General features: G+C 39.2%; 15 protein-coding genes and 1 pseudogene. 12 read left to right on the top strand and 4 right to left on the bottom strand.

Going from position 1 to position 15,793, the window contains the following annotated elements; translation table 11 throughout:
• Positions 1-282: 282 nt before the first annotated feature.
• Entirely contained in the window at positions 283-768 is a 486-nt protein-coding gene (locus EXE09_RS10530) for a hypothetical protein (RefSeq protein ID WP_130117243.1), read from the top strand.
• Positions 769-871: 103 nt separating this feature from the next.
• Positions 872-1,039 (top strand): hypothetical protein, encoded by a 168-nt coding sequence (locus tag EXE09_RS18805; RefSeq protein WP_165382055.1) that lies wholly within the window; start codon positions 872-874, stop codon positions 1,037-1,039.
• A 167-nt stretch (positions 1,040-1,206) separates the two neighbouring features.
• On the opposite strand, the gene EXE09_RS10525 is transcribed toward EXE09_RS18805, so the two are convergent.
• On the bottom strand, positions 1,207-1,671 hold the full coding sequence (locus EXE09_RS10525; RefSeq protein ID WP_130117242.1) for an Lrp/AsnC ligand binding domain-containing protein: 465 nt from the start codon (positions 1,669-1,671) through the stop codon (positions 1,207-1,209).
• Between the two features lie 138 nt (positions 1,672-1,809).
• Between EXE09_RS10525 and EXE09_RS10520 the strand changes: the two genes are divergently transcribed.
• The 6 genes and pseudogenes from EXE09_RS10520 to EXE09_RS10495 all read left to right on the top strand — a co-directional run.
• Positions 1,810-3,069: a D-amino acid dehydrogenase gene (locus tag EXE09_RS10520; protein ID WP_130117241.1), complete on the top strand. Its 1,260-nt coding sequence runs from the start codon at positions 1,810-1,812 to the stop codon at positions 3,067-3,069.
• 43 nt (positions 3,070-3,112) lie between these two features.
• The gene (gene alr / locus EXE09_RS10515; RefSeq protein WP_130117240.1) at positions 3,113-4,213 is read left to right on the top strand and encodes an alanine racemase; all 1,101 of its coding nucleotides are present in this window, start codon (positions 3,113-3,115) and stop codon (positions 4,211-4,213) included.
• Between the two features lie 66 nt (positions 4,214-4,279).
• Entirely contained in the window at positions 4,280-4,642 is a 363-nt protein-coding gene (locus tag EXE09_RS10510; RefSeq protein WP_130117239.1) for a RidA family protein, read from the top strand.
• A 135-nt stretch (positions 4,643-4,777) separates the two neighbouring features.
• The gene (locus EXE09_RS10505) at positions 4,778-6,208 is read left to right on the top strand and encodes an amino acid permease (RefSeq protein WP_130117238.1); all 1,431 of its coding nucleotides are present in this window, start codon (positions 4,778-4,780) and stop codon (positions 6,206-6,208) included.
• A 148-nt stretch (positions 6,209-6,356) separates the two neighbouring features.
• Positions 6,357-7,463 (top strand): acyltransferase family protein, encoded by a 1,107-nt coding sequence (locus EXE09_RS10500; RefSeq protein WP_130117237.1) that lies wholly within the window; start codon positions 6,357-6,359, stop codon positions 7,461-7,463.
• A 120-nt stretch (positions 7,464-7,583) separates the two neighbouring features.
• Positions 7,584-7,997: pseudogene (locus EXE09_RS10495) on the top strand (HAD domain-containing protein); the annotation flags it as partial.
• A gap of 45 nt (positions 7,998-8,042) precedes the next feature.
• Here EXE09_RS10495 and hemJ read toward each other — a convergent pair.
• From hemJ to EXE09_RS10480, 3 genes are all read right to left on the bottom strand, one after another.
• Positions 8,043-8,495, bottom strand: coding sequence for a protoporphyrinogen oxidase HemJ (hemJ, locus tag EXE09_RS10490; RefSeq protein ID WP_130117236.1), 453 nt, complete (start codon positions 8,493-8,495; stop codon positions 8,043-8,045).
• 78 nt (positions 8,496-8,573) lie between these two features.
• Positions 8,574-9,806, bottom strand: coding sequence for a beta-ketoacyl synthase N-terminal-like domain-containing protein (locus tag EXE09_RS10485; RefSeq protein ID WP_130113941.1), 1,233 nt, complete (start codon positions 9,804-9,806; stop codon positions 8,574-8,576).
• 305 nt (positions 9,807-10,111) lie between these two features.
• Entirely contained in the window at positions 10,112-10,465 is a 354-nt protein-coding gene (locus EXE09_RS10480; protein WP_130117235.1) for a DUF2185 domain-containing protein, read from the bottom strand.
• A 227-nt stretch (positions 10,466-10,692) separates the two neighbouring features.
• On the opposite strand from EXE09_RS10480, the gene EXE09_RS10475 reads away from it, so the two are divergent.
• From EXE09_RS10475 to fusA, 4 genes are all read left to right on the top strand, one after another.
• Positions 10,693-12,174, top strand: a complete 1,482-nt coding sequence (locus EXE09_RS10475) for an EcsC family protein (protein ID WP_130117234.1) — start codon at positions 10,693-10,695, stop codon at positions 12,172-12,174.
• A gap of 147 nt (positions 12,175-12,321) precedes the next feature.
• Positions 12,322-12,696, top strand: a complete 375-nt coding sequence (rpsL, locus tag EXE09_RS10470; protein ID WP_002050319.1) for a 30S ribosomal protein S12 — start codon at positions 12,322-12,324, stop codon at positions 12,694-12,696.
• A 178-nt stretch (positions 12,697-12,874) separates the two neighbouring features.
• Positions 12,875-13,345, top strand: coding sequence for a 30S ribosomal protein S7 (rpsG, locus tag EXE09_RS10465; RefSeq protein ID WP_004655203.1), 471 nt, complete (start codon positions 12,875-12,877; stop codon positions 13,343-13,345).
• Between the two features lie 189 nt (positions 13,346-13,534).
• Positions 13,535-15,670 (top strand): elongation factor G, encoded by a 2,136-nt coding sequence (fusA, locus tag EXE09_RS10460; RefSeq protein WP_087553715.1) that lies wholly within the window; start codon positions 13,535-13,537, stop codon positions 15,668-15,670.
• The last annotated feature ends 123 nt before the right edge of the window (positions 15,671-15,793 follow it).

Genomic DNA, 15,793 nt, shown 5'->3' with positions numbered 1-15,793 from the left:
TAAGTTCGTCTATTCATTCTTATATCTATTGAGATTGCCATGTAGTGAAATTGGTTGCGCTAAATCGAGCTAAAAGGAAAATATAAATGAAGCTTAGATATAATTTATCCAACTTATGCTACAGAATAATCATATGAGATATCCATATTTTATATTTGTCAATATCTAGTGTAATTTTATTATCATATATACTATATATAGTGTTTTTTAAATAAATGTTTTGACTTTTAAATTGTTTTACAATATTTATATAAAATTAAACCTAAGATAGAGAATAGTCTAATGGTTATTATCGACTGGAATGAGAGCAATAAGATTCATCCACCACCACGAAGTTACAAGGAAGCTTGGTTATCCTATAAGGCTAGTCGTAATACTAAATTACATAAATCTACCATTGAATGTATTTCTCTTAAAGTTCTAAGAGGTTTAGATACTGTTCGTAGAAGACCAGGTATGTATATAGGGGATGCTATTGACTATGTAGATAAAATATTTTCCGTATTAAATGATTCTGAGGATGAGTTAGCTTCAACCCTTCACTCAATGAAGGAAAAGTTTCAAGAATTACAAGAAATTAATTTTTGGGAATTTACTCGTTTTCTAAATAACAAACTGTTAACTTTTACGCTTAAGAATGCTTTAAAACTTACTATGGCATCTGAAGCAATATCAATATTCAAAAAATTAAAGCAGGTTACTGAAACTATTATTTTTTCTTCCACTCGTAATTTCTCCATTCAAAAAAATCTTTCTATTTCTGCTTAAAGGCACTTCCAATGACCCAACTTGTTAACTTTGCACGTTTGGGAATCATTACTGTCATATCTCATTCGTGCAGCCACATATTCACTCTTATTGGAGTATTCTCATGGCTAACCGGAAAAAGAAGCGAAAGCCTAAAAACAGTAATGAACAAAATAATCAACAATCTAGTAGTTTAAAACTAACTGAAAATAAAGTTGCATTGATTGGGTTAGGTACAGCCTTTTTTACCATGATCACAACTATTGTTAAATTTTTCAGTCAGCTTTTTTAATTAGATTGCTATAACATTCTGTTTTAAAACATTGAATGAGATGGATGGGGAATAATGTAATTTCTCCATCTGTCTTTAATATTGCTTCTCATGTCGCCTAACGCGATAGTACTCATAATTTTTAAATTATTGTAAAAAACTATTTATAATTAATTTAAGAGTAATCCTTACTCCACATCCAAATACAAACTTTCCTTAATTTCTTCCATCACAATATAACTATGAGATGACGCAGAAGATGGGAGTTTCTTGAGTAAGTCACCCAATAAGCGACGATAAGCCGTCATTTCTTTCAGTCGTGCTTTGACCAAATAATCGAAATCACCTGAGATCAAATGACATTCTTGTACTTCGGGAATTTCCATTAAATCTTTGGCAACTTGCTCAAAAACATCACCAGACTTTGCTGACAAACTAATTTCTAAAAAAACCAATAGATTACGATCCAAATGTTTCGGATTGAGCCGTGCATGGTAGCCCATAATTACACCGTCACGTTCCAATCGTTTTACACGTTCTGAGCAAGGTGTCGTTGATAAACTGACCCGAGCAGCCAATTCGCTGATGGCAATGCGACCTTCATTTTGTAGAATTTCTAAAATCATCCGATCTGTACGGTCTAATTTGCGCATCAACTATTTCCTTTTTTTAGTCAATTTTCACGACAAAAAATTAAAACACCTAAATTATAGCGATAAAAACAGTGAAATAAACTATTAAACTGAAAATATACTAGCAAAATAAACTAGTAAATGCGTAAAGGATAAGAAATGCGTGTAATCGTATTGGGTAGTGGTGTGATTGGTGTCGCAAGTGCATATTACCTCGCACAGCAGGGAGCTGAAGTTACAGTTTTAGATCGCCAAACAGGTCCAGCAGAAGAAACAAGCTTTGGTAATGCAGGGCAAATTTCACCTGGATACTCGACACCGTGGGCTGCGCCAGGTATTCCATTCAAAGCCGTAAAATGGATGTTTCAGCATCATGCACCGTTAGCAATCAATATTGATGGCAGCATGTGGCAACTTCAGTGGATGGCGCAAATGCTGAAAAACTGCAATGCAGAAAGCTATGCCATCAACAAAGAACGTATGACCCGTGTGGCAGAGTACAGCCGTGATTGTTTACGTGAGCTTAGAAAAGATACAGGCATCAGTTACGAAAACCGTTCAAAAGGAACGCTACAAGTTTTCCGTAATGAAGCACAGCTTGAAATGGTGCAACGTGATATTGCAGTACTTCAAGAGTGTGGTGTTCCACATGAGTTATTACTCAAAGATGATTTAGCCAAAGTTGAACCGGCTTTAGCACATGCTAAAGACAAACTGGTCGGTGGTTTACATTTACCAAATGATGAAACAGGTGACTGTTATTTATTTACCAATGCCTTGGCAAACTTGGCTAAAGATTTAGGCGTTGAGTTTAAATTCAACCAAAATGTAGAAAAATTAGTGGTTGAAGGTGGTGAAATTAAAGGTGTCGTGGTCAATGGTGAAGTATTGACAGCAGACCGTTATGTACTGGCTTTTGGTAGCTATTCCCGTGACTTCTTAAAACCACTTGAATTGAACTTACCTGTTTATCCAGTCAAAGGCTATTCACTGACTATTCCTATTGTTGATGCTAACTATGCACCACAATCAACTGTTTTAGATGAAACTTATAAAATTGCGATCACGCGTTTTGATGAGCGTATCCGTGTTGGTGGGATGGCAGAACTGAGTGGTTTTAACCACGGTTTAAATACAGACCGTCGTGGAACTTTGGAAATGGTCACACAAGATTTATTCCCAGGTGGTGACTTGGCTCAGGCTTCATTCTGGACAGGTTTACGCCCAATGACTCCTGACAGTACGCCAATTATCGGTGCGACACGCTTTAAAAATCTGTTCCTCAATACAGGTCATGGCACACTCGGCTGGACGATGGCATGTGGTTCAGGAAAACTGATCAGTGATTTAGTCCTGAACCATAAAACAGACATCAGTACTGAAGGTTTATCAATCAAACGCTATCCGCACGCTGCTTAATTGATATTCACGACCATCTTCAACTTATTCAGGGACGAATAAAATGCCTAGACCGATTTGTGCAGTGATTCATCAGGATGCACTGCAACATAACCTGAATATTGCCAAGCAATACGCACCGCAAAGTAAAGTATTCGCAGTGGTGAAAGCCAATGCCTATGGACATGGTGTTGAACGTGTTTATGACGCATTTAAATCAGCTGATGGTTTTGCATTACTGGATTTAGATGAAGCTAAACGACTTAGACAGTTAGGTTGGACTGGTGAAATTCTGCTTTTGGAAGGTATTTTTTCAGCGCAGGATTTACAGATCTGTCTGGATTTGAATCTCAGTTTTACCATTCACAATACACATCAGATTGAGTGGTTGGCTGAGTTTTCACAGCCTGCACAGTTTGATGTGTATTTGAAAATGAACAGTGGGATGAACCGTTTAGGCTTTCCACCTGAACAATATCGTGCTGCTTGGGAAAAGTTGAATCAACTTAACAATATCAAATCTATTACCCACATGATGCATTTTTCAGATGCAGATGGTGAGCGTCTTGGACAGTCCGGTATTGATTATCAATATGGAGTGTTTGACGAAACGGTTCGTGATCTTCCTGGAGATCATACCGTATCCAACAGCGCAGCCATTTTAAGACATTCTCAACAGCTTCTATCCAATACTGTGCGTAGTGGCATTATGCTCTATGGTAGTTCGCCAGATTTCCCAACCCATTCCATTCATGACTGGAATCTCAAACCGACCATGAGCTTACGCAGTGAAATTCTTGCAATTCAGGATATTCAAGCGGAGCAAACTGTGGGTTATGGCTCTAAATTCACTGCAACAGAAACGATGAAGATTGGTATTGTGGCATGTGGTTATGCAGATGGTTATCAGCGTATTTCCATGGATGCCCCGATTTTAGTCAATGATGTTCTGACTAAAACCATCGGTCGCGTCAGCATGGATATGTTGGCTGTGGATTTAACCCATATTCCTACAGCGGAAGTCGGCAGTGAAGTGGTGTTGTGGGGCAAATCTTCTAATGGCGTGGTGTTGCCTATTGATGATGTGGCAGCAAGTTCAGGCACAGTCGGTTATGAACTGATGTGTGGTGTGACCGCTCGTGTCCCGTTCATGATTGAAAATTAAAATTTAAAAATACGCATTGAGAATGCATTTTTTTAGTAAATCATTAATTGAAAAAAGGAAGTCACAATGACTCAGCATAGCGATATACAAAAGATCAACAGCACAGAAGTGATGAGTGCTGTGACAATATTCAATAAAGTTGTGTATTTATCAGGACAGGTTCCTAAAAATACCGATGCCGATATTACAGGGCAGACTTTGGATATTTTAGCAACGATTGATCAGCTATTGGCTTCAGCAAATACTGATAAATCTCGCTTACTGTCTGCACATGTATATATTAAGAACCTTTCTGATTTCCAGACCTTTAATACTGTCTGGATCGATTGGTTAAAAGGTTGCGTAACCCCTGCGCGTGCAACGATTCAAGCAGACTTAGTCAATCCAAACTGGTTGATTGAAATTGCAGTCACAGCTGCGCAGGCTTAATTTTTTATAAATGTAATTCGACTCAGCGCTATGTCACCCATAGTGCTCAGTCGGTCTGGATCAAACACAGGAACGAGGATGTTCTGACGCCAAAAGCGGGTTTGATCTGAAAGAAATGTCAAAAAGGATATTTTTATGACAACTTCAAGCCATCCAGATGACGCACAATCGTCGCCACATGAGCTACAACGGAAACTTTCCAACCGTCATTTGCAGTTGATTGCGATTGGTGGTGCGATTGGTACAGGTTTATTTATGGGATCTGGGAAAACTATTTCCCTCGCTGGTCCATCTATTCTGATCATTTACATGATCATTGGTGCAATGTTCTTTTTCCTGATGCGCGCATTGGGTGAAATTCTACTTTCAAATCTCCATTACAAATCTTTTATCGACATGGCACATGACCTGATCGGTCCAGGTGCTGGTTATTATATTGGCTGGTCATACTGGCTCGGCTGGATTCTGGTCGGGATTGCTGACCTTGCTGCCATTATTAATTATCTGAATTTCTGGCTGCCCGAGGGAACGGCATTTACCCCCATGGGACAAGCCATGATCAGCGCAGGCTGTGTTTTACTGGTTTTGGGTATTAACTTGCTGACCGTGAAACTGTTTGGTGAAATTGAGTTCTGGTTTGCCTTGATCAAAATTCTCGCCATTATTGGTTTGATTTTGATTGGTGGCTTTATGGTGTTCAGCCATTTCCAGGCGCCAAGCGGTTCAGTGGCAAGTTTCAGCAATGTCTGGTCGCATGGCGGTATGTTCCCGCAAGGTGGCAGTGGTTTCCTCGCAGGTTTCCAGATTGCTTTATTCGCCTTTGTTGGGGTTGAACTGATCGGGACTATGGCAGCTGAAACTAAAGATCCTGAGAAAAACCTACCGAAAGCAGTCAATGCGATCCCTACACGAATCATTTTGTTCTATGTATTAGCATTATTCATCGTAATGTCAGTGACGCCGTGGAATCAGATTCCTGCTGATCAAAGTCCATTCGTGACCTTGTTTATGCATGCAGGTATTGCCTCAGCTGCGATTATCATGAATCTGGTGGTGTTGTCTTCAGTCATGTCGTCCATGAACAGCGGTGTGTTCTCAACCAGTCGTATGCTCTTTGGTCTGGCAAAAGAAGGTCAGGCACCTGAAAAATTAGCAGAACTATCTAAACGTGCTGTTCCTGCAAAAGGGTTATTGTTCTCCTGTAGTTTCATCATGGCAGGCGCGGCATTGCAGTATTTTGTTCCAAATACACTTGAAGCATTCACTTTGGCAACTTCATTGTGTGTGATTTTATTTATCAGTATCTGGAGCATAATCATGGTGTGTTATATCCGCTATCGTAAATTGCGTCCAGAGCTGCATGAAAAATCAAACTTTAAAATGCCGGGTGGCGTATGGATGTCGTATGTGGTGCTGATTTTCCTTGCATTCACTTTGGTGATTCTGAGTTTAGAGCCTGATACTTTAAGAGCGCTGATGATCAGTCCACTTTGGGTGATTATCCTCGCAGTGACTTATCAGCTACTGTATAAACCACGTATGAAAAAGCGTAATAAACTCCAGTAAATCATTCTTTTTATACAATATCAGGAGATACCGAAATGTTATCTCCTGAACATTTCCTCACAATTTGAATTGCAAAGCCTTCACAAATTATTATCAATCACTTAAAAAATCTATTTTAATACTCGCAGTTAAAACGAATACGAGCATTATGCGAAATTATAAAATAGATGTGTTACGTGGTATTTCCATACTTCTGGTGTTGATTCACCATTTCAATATTCCATATAAATTGCACGATACCTTTTTAGGGATACAGGTTTTTGGTGAAAGCCTGAGTACGCTGATCGCTCGAAATGGTAATTATGGTGTCACCATGTTCTTTGTGATCTCGGGTTTTTTGATCACACAACATACTTTACAACGCAGTTCTTCTTTAGCACAGATCAATCTCAAAGATTTCTATATACGCCGTATTGCACGGATCATTCCCTGTCTGGTTTTACTGGTGGCAATGGTCACGGTGTTAGGTAGTTTTGGTCTAAAGCCTTTCATGAATCAAGCACCGAATGATATTGAAGTGTCTTATGGATTGACCGTATTTTCAGCATTTACCTTCTGGATGAATATCCTGATCATTGAAAATGGCTGGGTCAATTATGCACTGGGTGTGTTGTGGTCACTGTCTGTGGAAGAAGTGTTCTATGTGGCTTTTCCGATTCTTTGTTTATTTTTAGGTCGCGGTAAAGGTTTCATTCTCTTTCTGCTTGCAGTGATTTGTTATGCACCGTATTTCCGTTCTTTGCATTTTGGTGAAGAAAGTGGGGCATATCTCTATCATTATTTTTCAAGTTTTGATGGTATTGCGATTGGCTGTATAACGGCACTCATCGTTCAAAAGTATTCAGGTACATTGCCCCATAAAAATCTGATCATTGGCATTGTTTCAGCCTTAATGATTGCATTGTATTTCTATGCGCCAATCAAAGAAGTCAGTACATGGAGCATCAGTGCATTTGCATTATTGTCTGCTATTTTGATGTTCTGCTTTGCACAGAATCCAAAGGCTCATGCACAATCCTTCTTTGCAAAAAAATTGGTGTGGATTGGTCAGCGCAGTTATGAAATGTATCTGTTCCATCTGATTATTCTCGGTTTGTTTAAAGTGCTTTATTTCCCTAAAGAAACCTTGCCTGCTGAAAAGTTGATGCTCTTACCGATTTATTTTGTTCTGGTCTTTATCTTAAGCTGGGCGATTGAAAAGTATTATTCAACGCCGTTGAATGGTTGGATTCGAAAGAAATTCATTCGATTTTAAACGTAATGAATTTCGATCATGTTATAGTAGGTAGCAATTGAAAACTAACAAGTATTTATTTTTATAATGATTTTACTTCTTGATATTGATGGAGTTTTATAAACTTCTCCTTCTTGGAAAAAACCAGAATTTCTGGAAGACAATTTTTATAAATTCAATGAACATGCTCAAAAATACCTCATTGAAATTATTGATAAAATAAATCCAGAAATCATTTTGACAACTACTCATAGAATTAATTACAACTTAACAGAATGGAATCAAATTTTTGAATTAAGAGGAATAAATGTTGATAAAATATCAAAAATAAATGACGCAAAAAAAGCAATCGACCTTAAGAATAGAAATGTTGAAATTGAAGAATGGTTTTTAAAGAATAGCACTGCTGAATTTTTAATTCTTGATGATGATAAAAGTTTAAATGAACTACCCAGTAATTTAAAAAATCGTTGGATACAAATAGACTCAATGCTTGGAATTACCGAATCAGTAAAAAATCAAATATTGGAAAGAATAAATCATTCTTTTGTGTAAATAAAAAGCCTCCATGTGGAGGCTTTAACATCTGACAGTCATCATCTAAAAAGTCGGTTTAACCACGACTAAAATAATCACTGCAACTAAAATGAGTGTCGGCATTTCATTGAAAAAACGCCAGAATTTATGTGATTTATAATGCGCATTACCAATCAATTTTTTACGATAATAGCCACAAACAAAATGGTAAATCACCAGAAGACCAACCAAAGCAACTTTGAGATAAAACCACAAGGCTTCATGATAATGTCGGGTTGCATCACCCCAATCGACGAGGAAATGAGCTGTGATGAGTGTTGCGACCATCGCAGGCCACATGATGCCACGATACAACTTACGCTCCATGACTTCAAAGCGTTGATGGCTGATAGCATCATCACTCATGGCATGGTAGACATATAGGCGGGGGAGATAGAACAATGCAGCAAACCAACAGACTACTGCGATAATATGAAGTGCTTTGACCCAAAGGAAAGCTTCTGAAGGAGCATCCATCAATTTACCCTTTAAAGGGCAGTGTGGAAGAAGTTGATCATTCACTGTTCAAACAGCGAATGATCAAAATTTCTTAAATTAGCCTTCCCATTTTTTGAAAATGAGGCAAGCATTAACACCGCCAAAACCGAAACTGTTACTCATCACAGTATTCAATTTTGTGTCACGTTTTTCAAGTACAACATCATAAGCTTTTGCACCTTCATCAAGTTCAGTCACGTTGATGTTTGGCGCGATAAAGTCATTTTGCATCATCAGTACAGAATAAATCGCTTCTTGTACACCCGCAGCACCCAAGCTATGACCTGTCATTGATTTAGTAGAACTCAAAGCAGGAACATTGCCTTCACCGAATGCGCGACCCATTGCATGAAGTTCTGTAATATCACCAGCAGGTGTAGATGTACCATGTGTATTTACATAGTCAATTTTTTCTACGCCATGTTGTTTTGCTTCTTCAAGTGCCATCAAGATACAACGTGTTGCGCCTTCACCAGATGGCGCAACCATATCCGCACCGTCAGAGTTAGCCGCATAAGCTACAACTTCAGCAAGAATGTTTGCACCACGTGCTTGAGCATGCTCAAGTGATTCAAGTACCACGAAACCACCACCACCTGCGATCACGAAACCGTCACGATCCGCAGAGTATGGACGTGAAGCAGATTCAGGTGTTTCATTATATTTAGAACACAATGCACCCATCGCATCAAACAATAAGCTTTGTGACCAGTGATCTTCTTCACCACCGCCCGCAAGCATTAAATCTTGTTTACCCAATTGAATCAGGTTGTAGGCATAACCAATTGCATCGGCAGATGTTGCGCAAGCGCTGGTAATCGAGTGTGCTACACCTTGTAATTTAAATGCCACACCGACGTTTGCGGTAATGGTATTTGACATATTACGTGGTACGAAGAAAGGACCAATTTTACGAGCGCCTTTTTCTTCAAGTAACTTAATCATTTCAGCAACAGAAGCAGTTGAGTTACCACCTGAACCGCCAGCGATGCCATAACGTGGATTACCGCCAAGTTGCTCAGGTGTTAAGCCTGCATGCTCAACTGCTGCCAATGCAGAGTTATAGGCATACATTGCACACACGCCCATGAAACGTTTGAGTTTACGGTCGATGCCATCAAAATCTTGTTCAGCAGCAGCACTGACATGGCTTTTGAAATTTAATTCTTCATAAGTTGGATTATGGCGAGTACCAGAAATACCATTTTGTAAAGAATGTGTTACATCTGCTAGGGTATTCCCAATACAAGAATTAATACCCATACCCGTAATTACAACGCGACGGTTCATGCAAAGTCCTTTATTTATAAATAGGGATAGAATGGAGCCCATTTAAACGGTTTTGCTTTTCAATCGCAATGGCGAAAGATATTGATTCATCAATAACGTTTAAATAGGCTTCAGTTGATCTTAAAAATGTTGTAATGCATGGTAGTACTTAGTGTTATGACAGGTTTTGATGAACTTTTGATGTGATGAGATTCCATGAAAAGTTAGGCAAAAACATCCATTGGATAATGTACTTAAAGTGAGTAAATGACGAATATCTTATAGATTAATACATCACAGCATTTGATTTGAAAAATGATTTGGGTTTAGTCCAAAGGTTCTTCATAGTCGATTTGTTCGAGTTTCCCAGTTACTGGATTGCGTGCAAAAGCACTCTGTGGTGGTGCATCGAGTAGGGCAATAATTTCAGGACAATAATTGGCAATCGTATTTACATCGTAAACACCATGATGATTTGCATCGTCCATATAGTCTTGGGATTCTTCTCCACTCGTAAAAAGCCAACCACTGTCTTCTGGATGATCAGGATGTGGAAACTCTCTGACCATATAGCCCACAGATTTACCCTCTACAGTAATCATATCTGTTGCAATACAAGCGCCATAACCTGTAGCGAGTGGGCGAATCTGAGTTTTATCTAGGTGAAATTTCTTAGTCATTATTGTATTACCTTTTGGTTGTATTATGATCAGGGTGAAATCATAGAGAACTGAATTTTTTATATGATCGTATGTTCTAATATAGAGTAATTATATGTGATGGTAATGATCATATTTAAAAATAAAATCAAGATTTTGGCTTTTTAACAGAATCGAAACCGATTAAAGTAAAAGATCTATGTCATTATGATGATTAAGTTTAAAAATATAAGTGGGTGAGCAGAAATATGTCTGATTCAAAGAATAAACAACAGCGCAGTTTAATTTCGAATGCTTTAAATGTTGCAAAAAAAATGACAACAATCGGCTTTGATGTATTGAGTCATGTTGCACCAGGCACAGTGAGTAAATTGACTCAAAGCCCACAACAGGACTCAGTGATTCAGGGTTCTGCAAAAGAAAAAAATAACCTTGAACGCAAAAAATATGAAAATCCTCAACAAATGATGCGTGAACATTTACCAACAGTGACAGGAAAGTTATTGGGTAAGCATTATAAAAAAATTAATCATGTCGCTTCATTTATCTCACCTGACCTTAATGACAAATTGTCAGATTTTATCTTTGATAAGCTCAATGATTTTGTATCCGAGTTAACTTCTGTTGAGGCATTACTGAAAGAGGTGGGTGCGAAAGATTTATCAGAATTGGTAAAAGATCCTGAGCGTTCTTTGCGGATCAGTACGGCATTGGCAAATCAAAATAAACTGATTGCTGTGATTCAAGGGGCATTATCTGGTGCTGTAGGAGGTGTGGGAGCGATTATTGATGTTCCAACATCTTTAGCACTGGCACTACGTAGTATTTACCATACAGGTCGTGCTTATGGTTTCGAGCTGAATATCAAAGATCAAGCCATTGTCGAATATATTTTTAAAGAAATTGATTTGGCAACTGTTGCTGAAAAACAAGCGTTGTTGGCGGCAATTCGTACTTTTGTTGGGGTATTAGAAACACATAATGTCAGTCAGTTACAGCAGTTGCTGGGTTCTGGAAATGACATTGATGTTTTAAAGCGTTGGGTTGCCAATGACGATGGTTCATTCAAGCTTTCGTGGATGAATAATCTGCCACATTTTACTTTACTCTCGCGTTTAACACCTTTAGCGACGATGGGCGTAAGTGCAGTATATAGTTGGAAATTGGTGGATGATGCAACAGATAAAGCAGAAATTATTTTTTCAGGTGCTCGACAATATTTATTGGCACATCCTGATGAAAATATAGATGCTTTAGAAGCATACGAAAAGTCAACGCAAAGTATTTCTGAAACAGCGCCATTATTGTTAAAAGAAATTGAAGCTGAACCACAGTCTGAAACTAAATCGTCTGTAGACGTTGAAGAAAAGCCCCAAGTGACAAAGCTTGTTGAAGAAACAGTTCAACCAGTTGAAAGTAAAGCTCAGCCTAAAACTCCTGTAAAGGTTAAAAAGGAAGTTGTACAACCTACTGAAAATCCTTCTGAAAATAATGCTCAGTCTAAGACCGCGCCAAAAGCCAAAACTACGACTACAAGAGCAAGACGTACGACTCAAAAAGTTGAACCGAAAGCTGAAGGTGCAGATAAAACGGTTTCAGTGGCTAAAACTTCAACAAGCGCAAAAACTGTAACAAAAAGGCGCACTCCTGCAAAAGCCAAAGAAAACCTAGGAAATACAGCAAAAACTTCTGATAAATCATTGGAAAACACGGAAAATAAAGCTGAATAAATAGAATCAGATTTATTCTATAAGGTTGGAATGGTCGATATTTGACAGTACGTTGAATATTGACCATTTTTACGTCTTGGCTTACAATTGCATGCCCTCAAAAAGTGGTATTTTTTTGAGGCTTTTTATTAACGGGAGAATTGCCATATGGCAACAACAAATCAGTTGATCCGTAAGGGTCGTACAACTTTAGTTGAAAAATCTAAAGTTCCTGCGTTGAAGGCTTGTCCACAACGTCGTGGTGTTTGTACACGTGTTTATACAACTACACCTAAAAAACCTAACTCAGCAATGCGTAAAGTTTGCCGTGTTCGCTTAACTTCAGGTTTCGAAGTTTCTAGCTATATCGGTGGTGAAGGTCATAACCTACAAGAGCACAGTGTTGTTCTTATCCGTGGTGGTCGTGTTAAAGACTTACCAGGTGTACGTTACCATACCGTTCGTGGTTCTTTGGACTGTGCTGGTGTTAAAGATCGTAACCAGTCTCGTTCAAAATACGGTACTAAACGTCCTAAGAAATAATTCGTTAAGAATTAAAGCTTAAGATTATAGAACCGCAATCCTTTATCGTCTCGCTTGTCTGATTTCTGCATTTATTTTGTGAAATTCAAGCGACGTGTAGTAAGGCCAGCGAATAGTACATGACACTTTGTACTCATGCTGGATAAACCTGAAGTGTCATATTTATAGGTAGTTTAAAATGCCAAGACGTCGCGTAGTCGCTGCTCGTGAAATCCTTCCGGATCCTAAGTTCAGTAGCCAAACAATCGCTAAATTCATGAACCACGTAATGCAAGATGGTAAAAAATCTATTGCTGAAAGTATCGTTTACGGTGCTTTAGATCGCGTTCAAGAAAAAAACAAAGTAGACCCAGTTGAATTTTTCGAGACTACTCTTGAAAAAGTTCGTCCTATGGTCGAAGTAAAAGCACGCCGTGTTGGTGGTGCTACATACCAAGTACCTATGGAAGTACGCCCATCCCGTCGTACTGCCTTGGCTATGCGTTGGTTAGTAGATGCTGCTGCTAAGCGTTCTGAAAAAACTATGGCGTTACGTCTTGCTGGCGAGTTGCTTGATGCAGCTGAAGGTAAAGGCGCAGCGATCAAAAAACGTGAAGATGTGCATCGTATGGCTGAAGCTAACAAAGCCTTCTCTCACTACCGCTTCTAAGCGGTTAAAACAGTCCCTAATCAGGAGAATACTCATGCGGACAGCAGCTCGATTTAACATCGCCCTCTACCAAAGTGGGGGATTTGCGGGTATTTGAGTTGCCCCAAAACGTATTGAGTATCCGTACGCATCAATAATTTTATTGATGCGTCCTGTTTTAAACAACAAAATTTAGGAATGCAAGAAATCATGGCTCGTCAAACCCCAATTTCTCGTTATCGTAACATTGGTATCTCTGCACACATTGATGCTGGTAAAACAACGACTTCAGAACGTATTTTGTTCTATACAGGTCAAAGCCACAAACTTGGTGAAACTCACGAAGGTTCTGCGACTACTGACTGGATGGAACAAGAACAAGAACGTGGTATTACCATTACTTCAGCAGCAGTAACATGCTTCTGGTCAGGTATGGGCAACCAGTTCGACCAACACCGTATTAACGTTATTGACACACCGGGACACGTTGACTTCACAATCGAAGTAGAACGTTCTATGCGTGTTCTTGACGGTGCGTGCATGGTTTACTGTGCTGTAGGTGGTGTACAACCTCAGTCTGAAACAGTATGGCGTCAAGCAAACAAATATAAAGTGCCACGTATTGCGTTCGTTAACAAAATGGACCGTACTGGTGCGAACTTCTTCCGTGCTGTTGAGCAAATGAAAACTCGTTTAGGTGCAAATCCAGTGCCTATCGTTGTTCCAATTGGTGCAGAAGAAAACTTCCAAGGTGTTGTTGACCTTATCGAAATGAAAGCGATTATCTGGGATGAAGAATCTCAAGGTATGAAGTTTGAATACGGTGAGATCCCAGCTGAATTGGTTGAATTAGCGCAAGAATGGCGTACTAACATGGTTGAAGCTGCTGCTGAAGCATCAGAAGAACTCATGGATAAATACCTAGAAGAAGGCGAACTAACTAAAGAAGAGATTGTTGGCGGTCTACGTACACGTACTTTGGCGAATGAAATTCAGCCAATGATGTGTGGTTCTGCATTCAAAAACAAAGGTGTTCAACGTATGTTGGATGCTGTAATTGAATTCTTACCTGCACCAACTGACGTTGAAGCGATCAAAGGTATTCTTGACGACAAAGACGAAACTGAAGGTTCTCGTGAAGCGTCTGATGAAGCACCGTTCTCTGCGTTAGCGTTCAAAATCATGAACGACAAATTCGTAGGTAACTTAACGTTCGTACGTGTTTACTCTGGTGTTCTTCAAGCAGGTAGCCCTGTTTACAACCCAGTGAAAATGAAACGTGAGCGTATTGGTCGTATCGTACAGATGCATGCTAACGATCGTCACGACATCGAAGAAATTCGTGCAGGTGATATCGCAGCGTGTGTAGGTCTTAAAGATACAACGACTGGTGATACATTATGTGATGAAAATCACGTAATTACACTAGAGCGTATGGAATTCCCAGAGCCAGTAATTGCACTTGCAGTTGAACCTAAAACTAAAGCTGACCAAGAAAAAATGTCAGTTGCTTTAGGTCGTTTGGCGAAAGAAGATCCATCGTTCCGTGTACGCACAGACGAAGAATCTGGTCAAACAATTATTGCAGGTATGGGTGAACTTCACCTTGACATCATTGTTGACCGTATGAAGCGTGAATTCGGTGTAGAAGCGAACATTGGTAAACCAATGGTTTCTTACCGTGAAACGATCAAAAAATCGGTTGAACAAGAAGGTAAATTCGTTCGTCAAACTGGTGGTAAAGGTAAATTCGGTCACGTATACGTACGTCTTGAACCGCTTCCTGAAGATGCTGAGAAAGACTACGAATTCGCTGAAGAAGTTGTTGGTGGTGTAGTACCTAAAGAATTCTTTGGTGCGGTTGACAAAGGTATTCAAGAACGTATGAAGAATGGTGTCTTGGCTGGTTACCCTGTTGTGGGTATTAAAGCGACATTATTTGATGGTTCTTACCATGATGTCGACTCTGACGAATTATCGTTCAAAATGGCAGGTTCTTATGCCTTCCGTGATGGTTTCATGAAAGCGGATCCTATCCTCCTTGAACCTATCATGAAAGTTGAAGTAGAAACTCCAGAAGATTACATGGGCGATATCATGGGTGACTTAAACCGTCGTCGTGGTATGGTTCAAGGTATGGACGATTTACCTGGTGGTACTAAAGCAATTCGTGCTGAAGTTCCACTTGCTGAGATGTTTGGTTACGCGACTCAAATGCGTTCTATGTCTCAAGGTCGTGCGACATACTCTATGGAATTTGCTAAATATGCTGAAACTCCACGTAACGTGGCTGAAGGCATCATTTCTAAATTCCAAAATGGTGGTAAAAAAGGTGACGACGAGTAATCTTTCGATTACTATAAGCCCAAACTAATTCATAGTTAAAAACCAAATGCTCATGTAGCGACCCTACATGAGTAGCTTAAAAAGGAAGAACTCATGGCTAAGGCTAAGTTTGAACGTAATAAA

The sequence above is a fragment of the Acinetobacter sp. WCHAc060025 genome, from assembly GCF_004209355.1.
GTDB classification, from domain to species: domain Bacteria; phylum Pseudomonadota; class Gammaproteobacteria; order Pseudomonadales; family Moraxellaceae; genus Acinetobacter; species Acinetobacter wuhouensis.
This window is presented reverse-complemented; position numbering and strand designations above follow the sequence as displayed.

Coding starts and splice junctions, on each gene's coding strand:
- EXE09_RS10530 (WP_130117243.1), top strand. CDS start 283: ATGGTTATTATCGACTGGAATGAGAGCAATAAGATTCATCCACCACCA.
- EXE09_RS18805 (WP_165382055.1), top strand. CDS start 872: ATGGCTAACCGGAAAAAGAAGCGAAAGCCTAAAAACAGTAATGAACAA.
- EXE09_RS10525 (WP_130117242.1), bottom strand. CDS start 1,671: ATGCGCAAATTAGACCGTACAGATCGGATGATTTTAGAAATTCTACAA.
- EXE09_RS10520 (WP_130117241.1), top strand. CDS start 1,810: ATGCGTGTAATCGTATTGGGTAGTGGTGTGATTGGTGTCGCAAGTGCA.
- alr (WP_130117240.1), top strand. CDS start 3,113: ATGCCTAGACCGATTTGTGCAGTGATTCATCAGGATGCACTGCAACAT.
- EXE09_RS10510 (WP_130117239.1), top strand. CDS start 4,280: ATGACTCAGCATAGCGATATACAAAAGATCAACAGCACAGAAGTGATG.
- EXE09_RS10505 (WP_130117238.1), top strand. CDS start 4,778: ATGACAACTTCAAGCCATCCAGATGACGCACAATCGTCGCCACATGAG.
- EXE09_RS10500 (WP_130117237.1), top strand. CDS start 6,357: ATGCGAAATTATAAAATAGATGTGTTACGTGGTATTTCCATACTTCTG.
- hemJ (WP_130117236.1), bottom strand. CDS start 8,495: ATGGATGCTCCTTCAGAAGCTTTCCTTTGGGTCAAAGCACTTCATATT.
- EXE09_RS10485 (WP_130113941.1), bottom strand. CDS start 9,806: ATGAACCGTCGCGTTGTAATTACGGGTATGGGTATTAATTCTTGTATT.
- EXE09_RS10480 (WP_130117235.1), bottom strand. CDS start 10,465: ATGACTAAGAAATTTCACCTAGATAAAACTCAGATTCGCCCACTCGCT.
- EXE09_RS10475 (WP_130117234.1), top strand. CDS start 10,693: ATGTCTGATTCAAAGAATAAACAACAGCGCAGTTTAATTTCGAATGCT.
- rpsL (WP_002050319.1), top strand. CDS start 12,322: ATGGCAACAACAAATCAGTTGATCCGTAAGGGTCGTACAACTTTAGTT.
- rpsG (WP_004655203.1), top strand. CDS start 12,875: ATGCCAAGACGTCGCGTAGTCGCTGCTCGTGAAATCCTTCCGGATCCT.
- fusA (WP_087553715.1), top strand. CDS start 13,535: ATGGCTCGTCAAACCCCAATTTCTCGTTATCGTAACATTGGTATCTCT.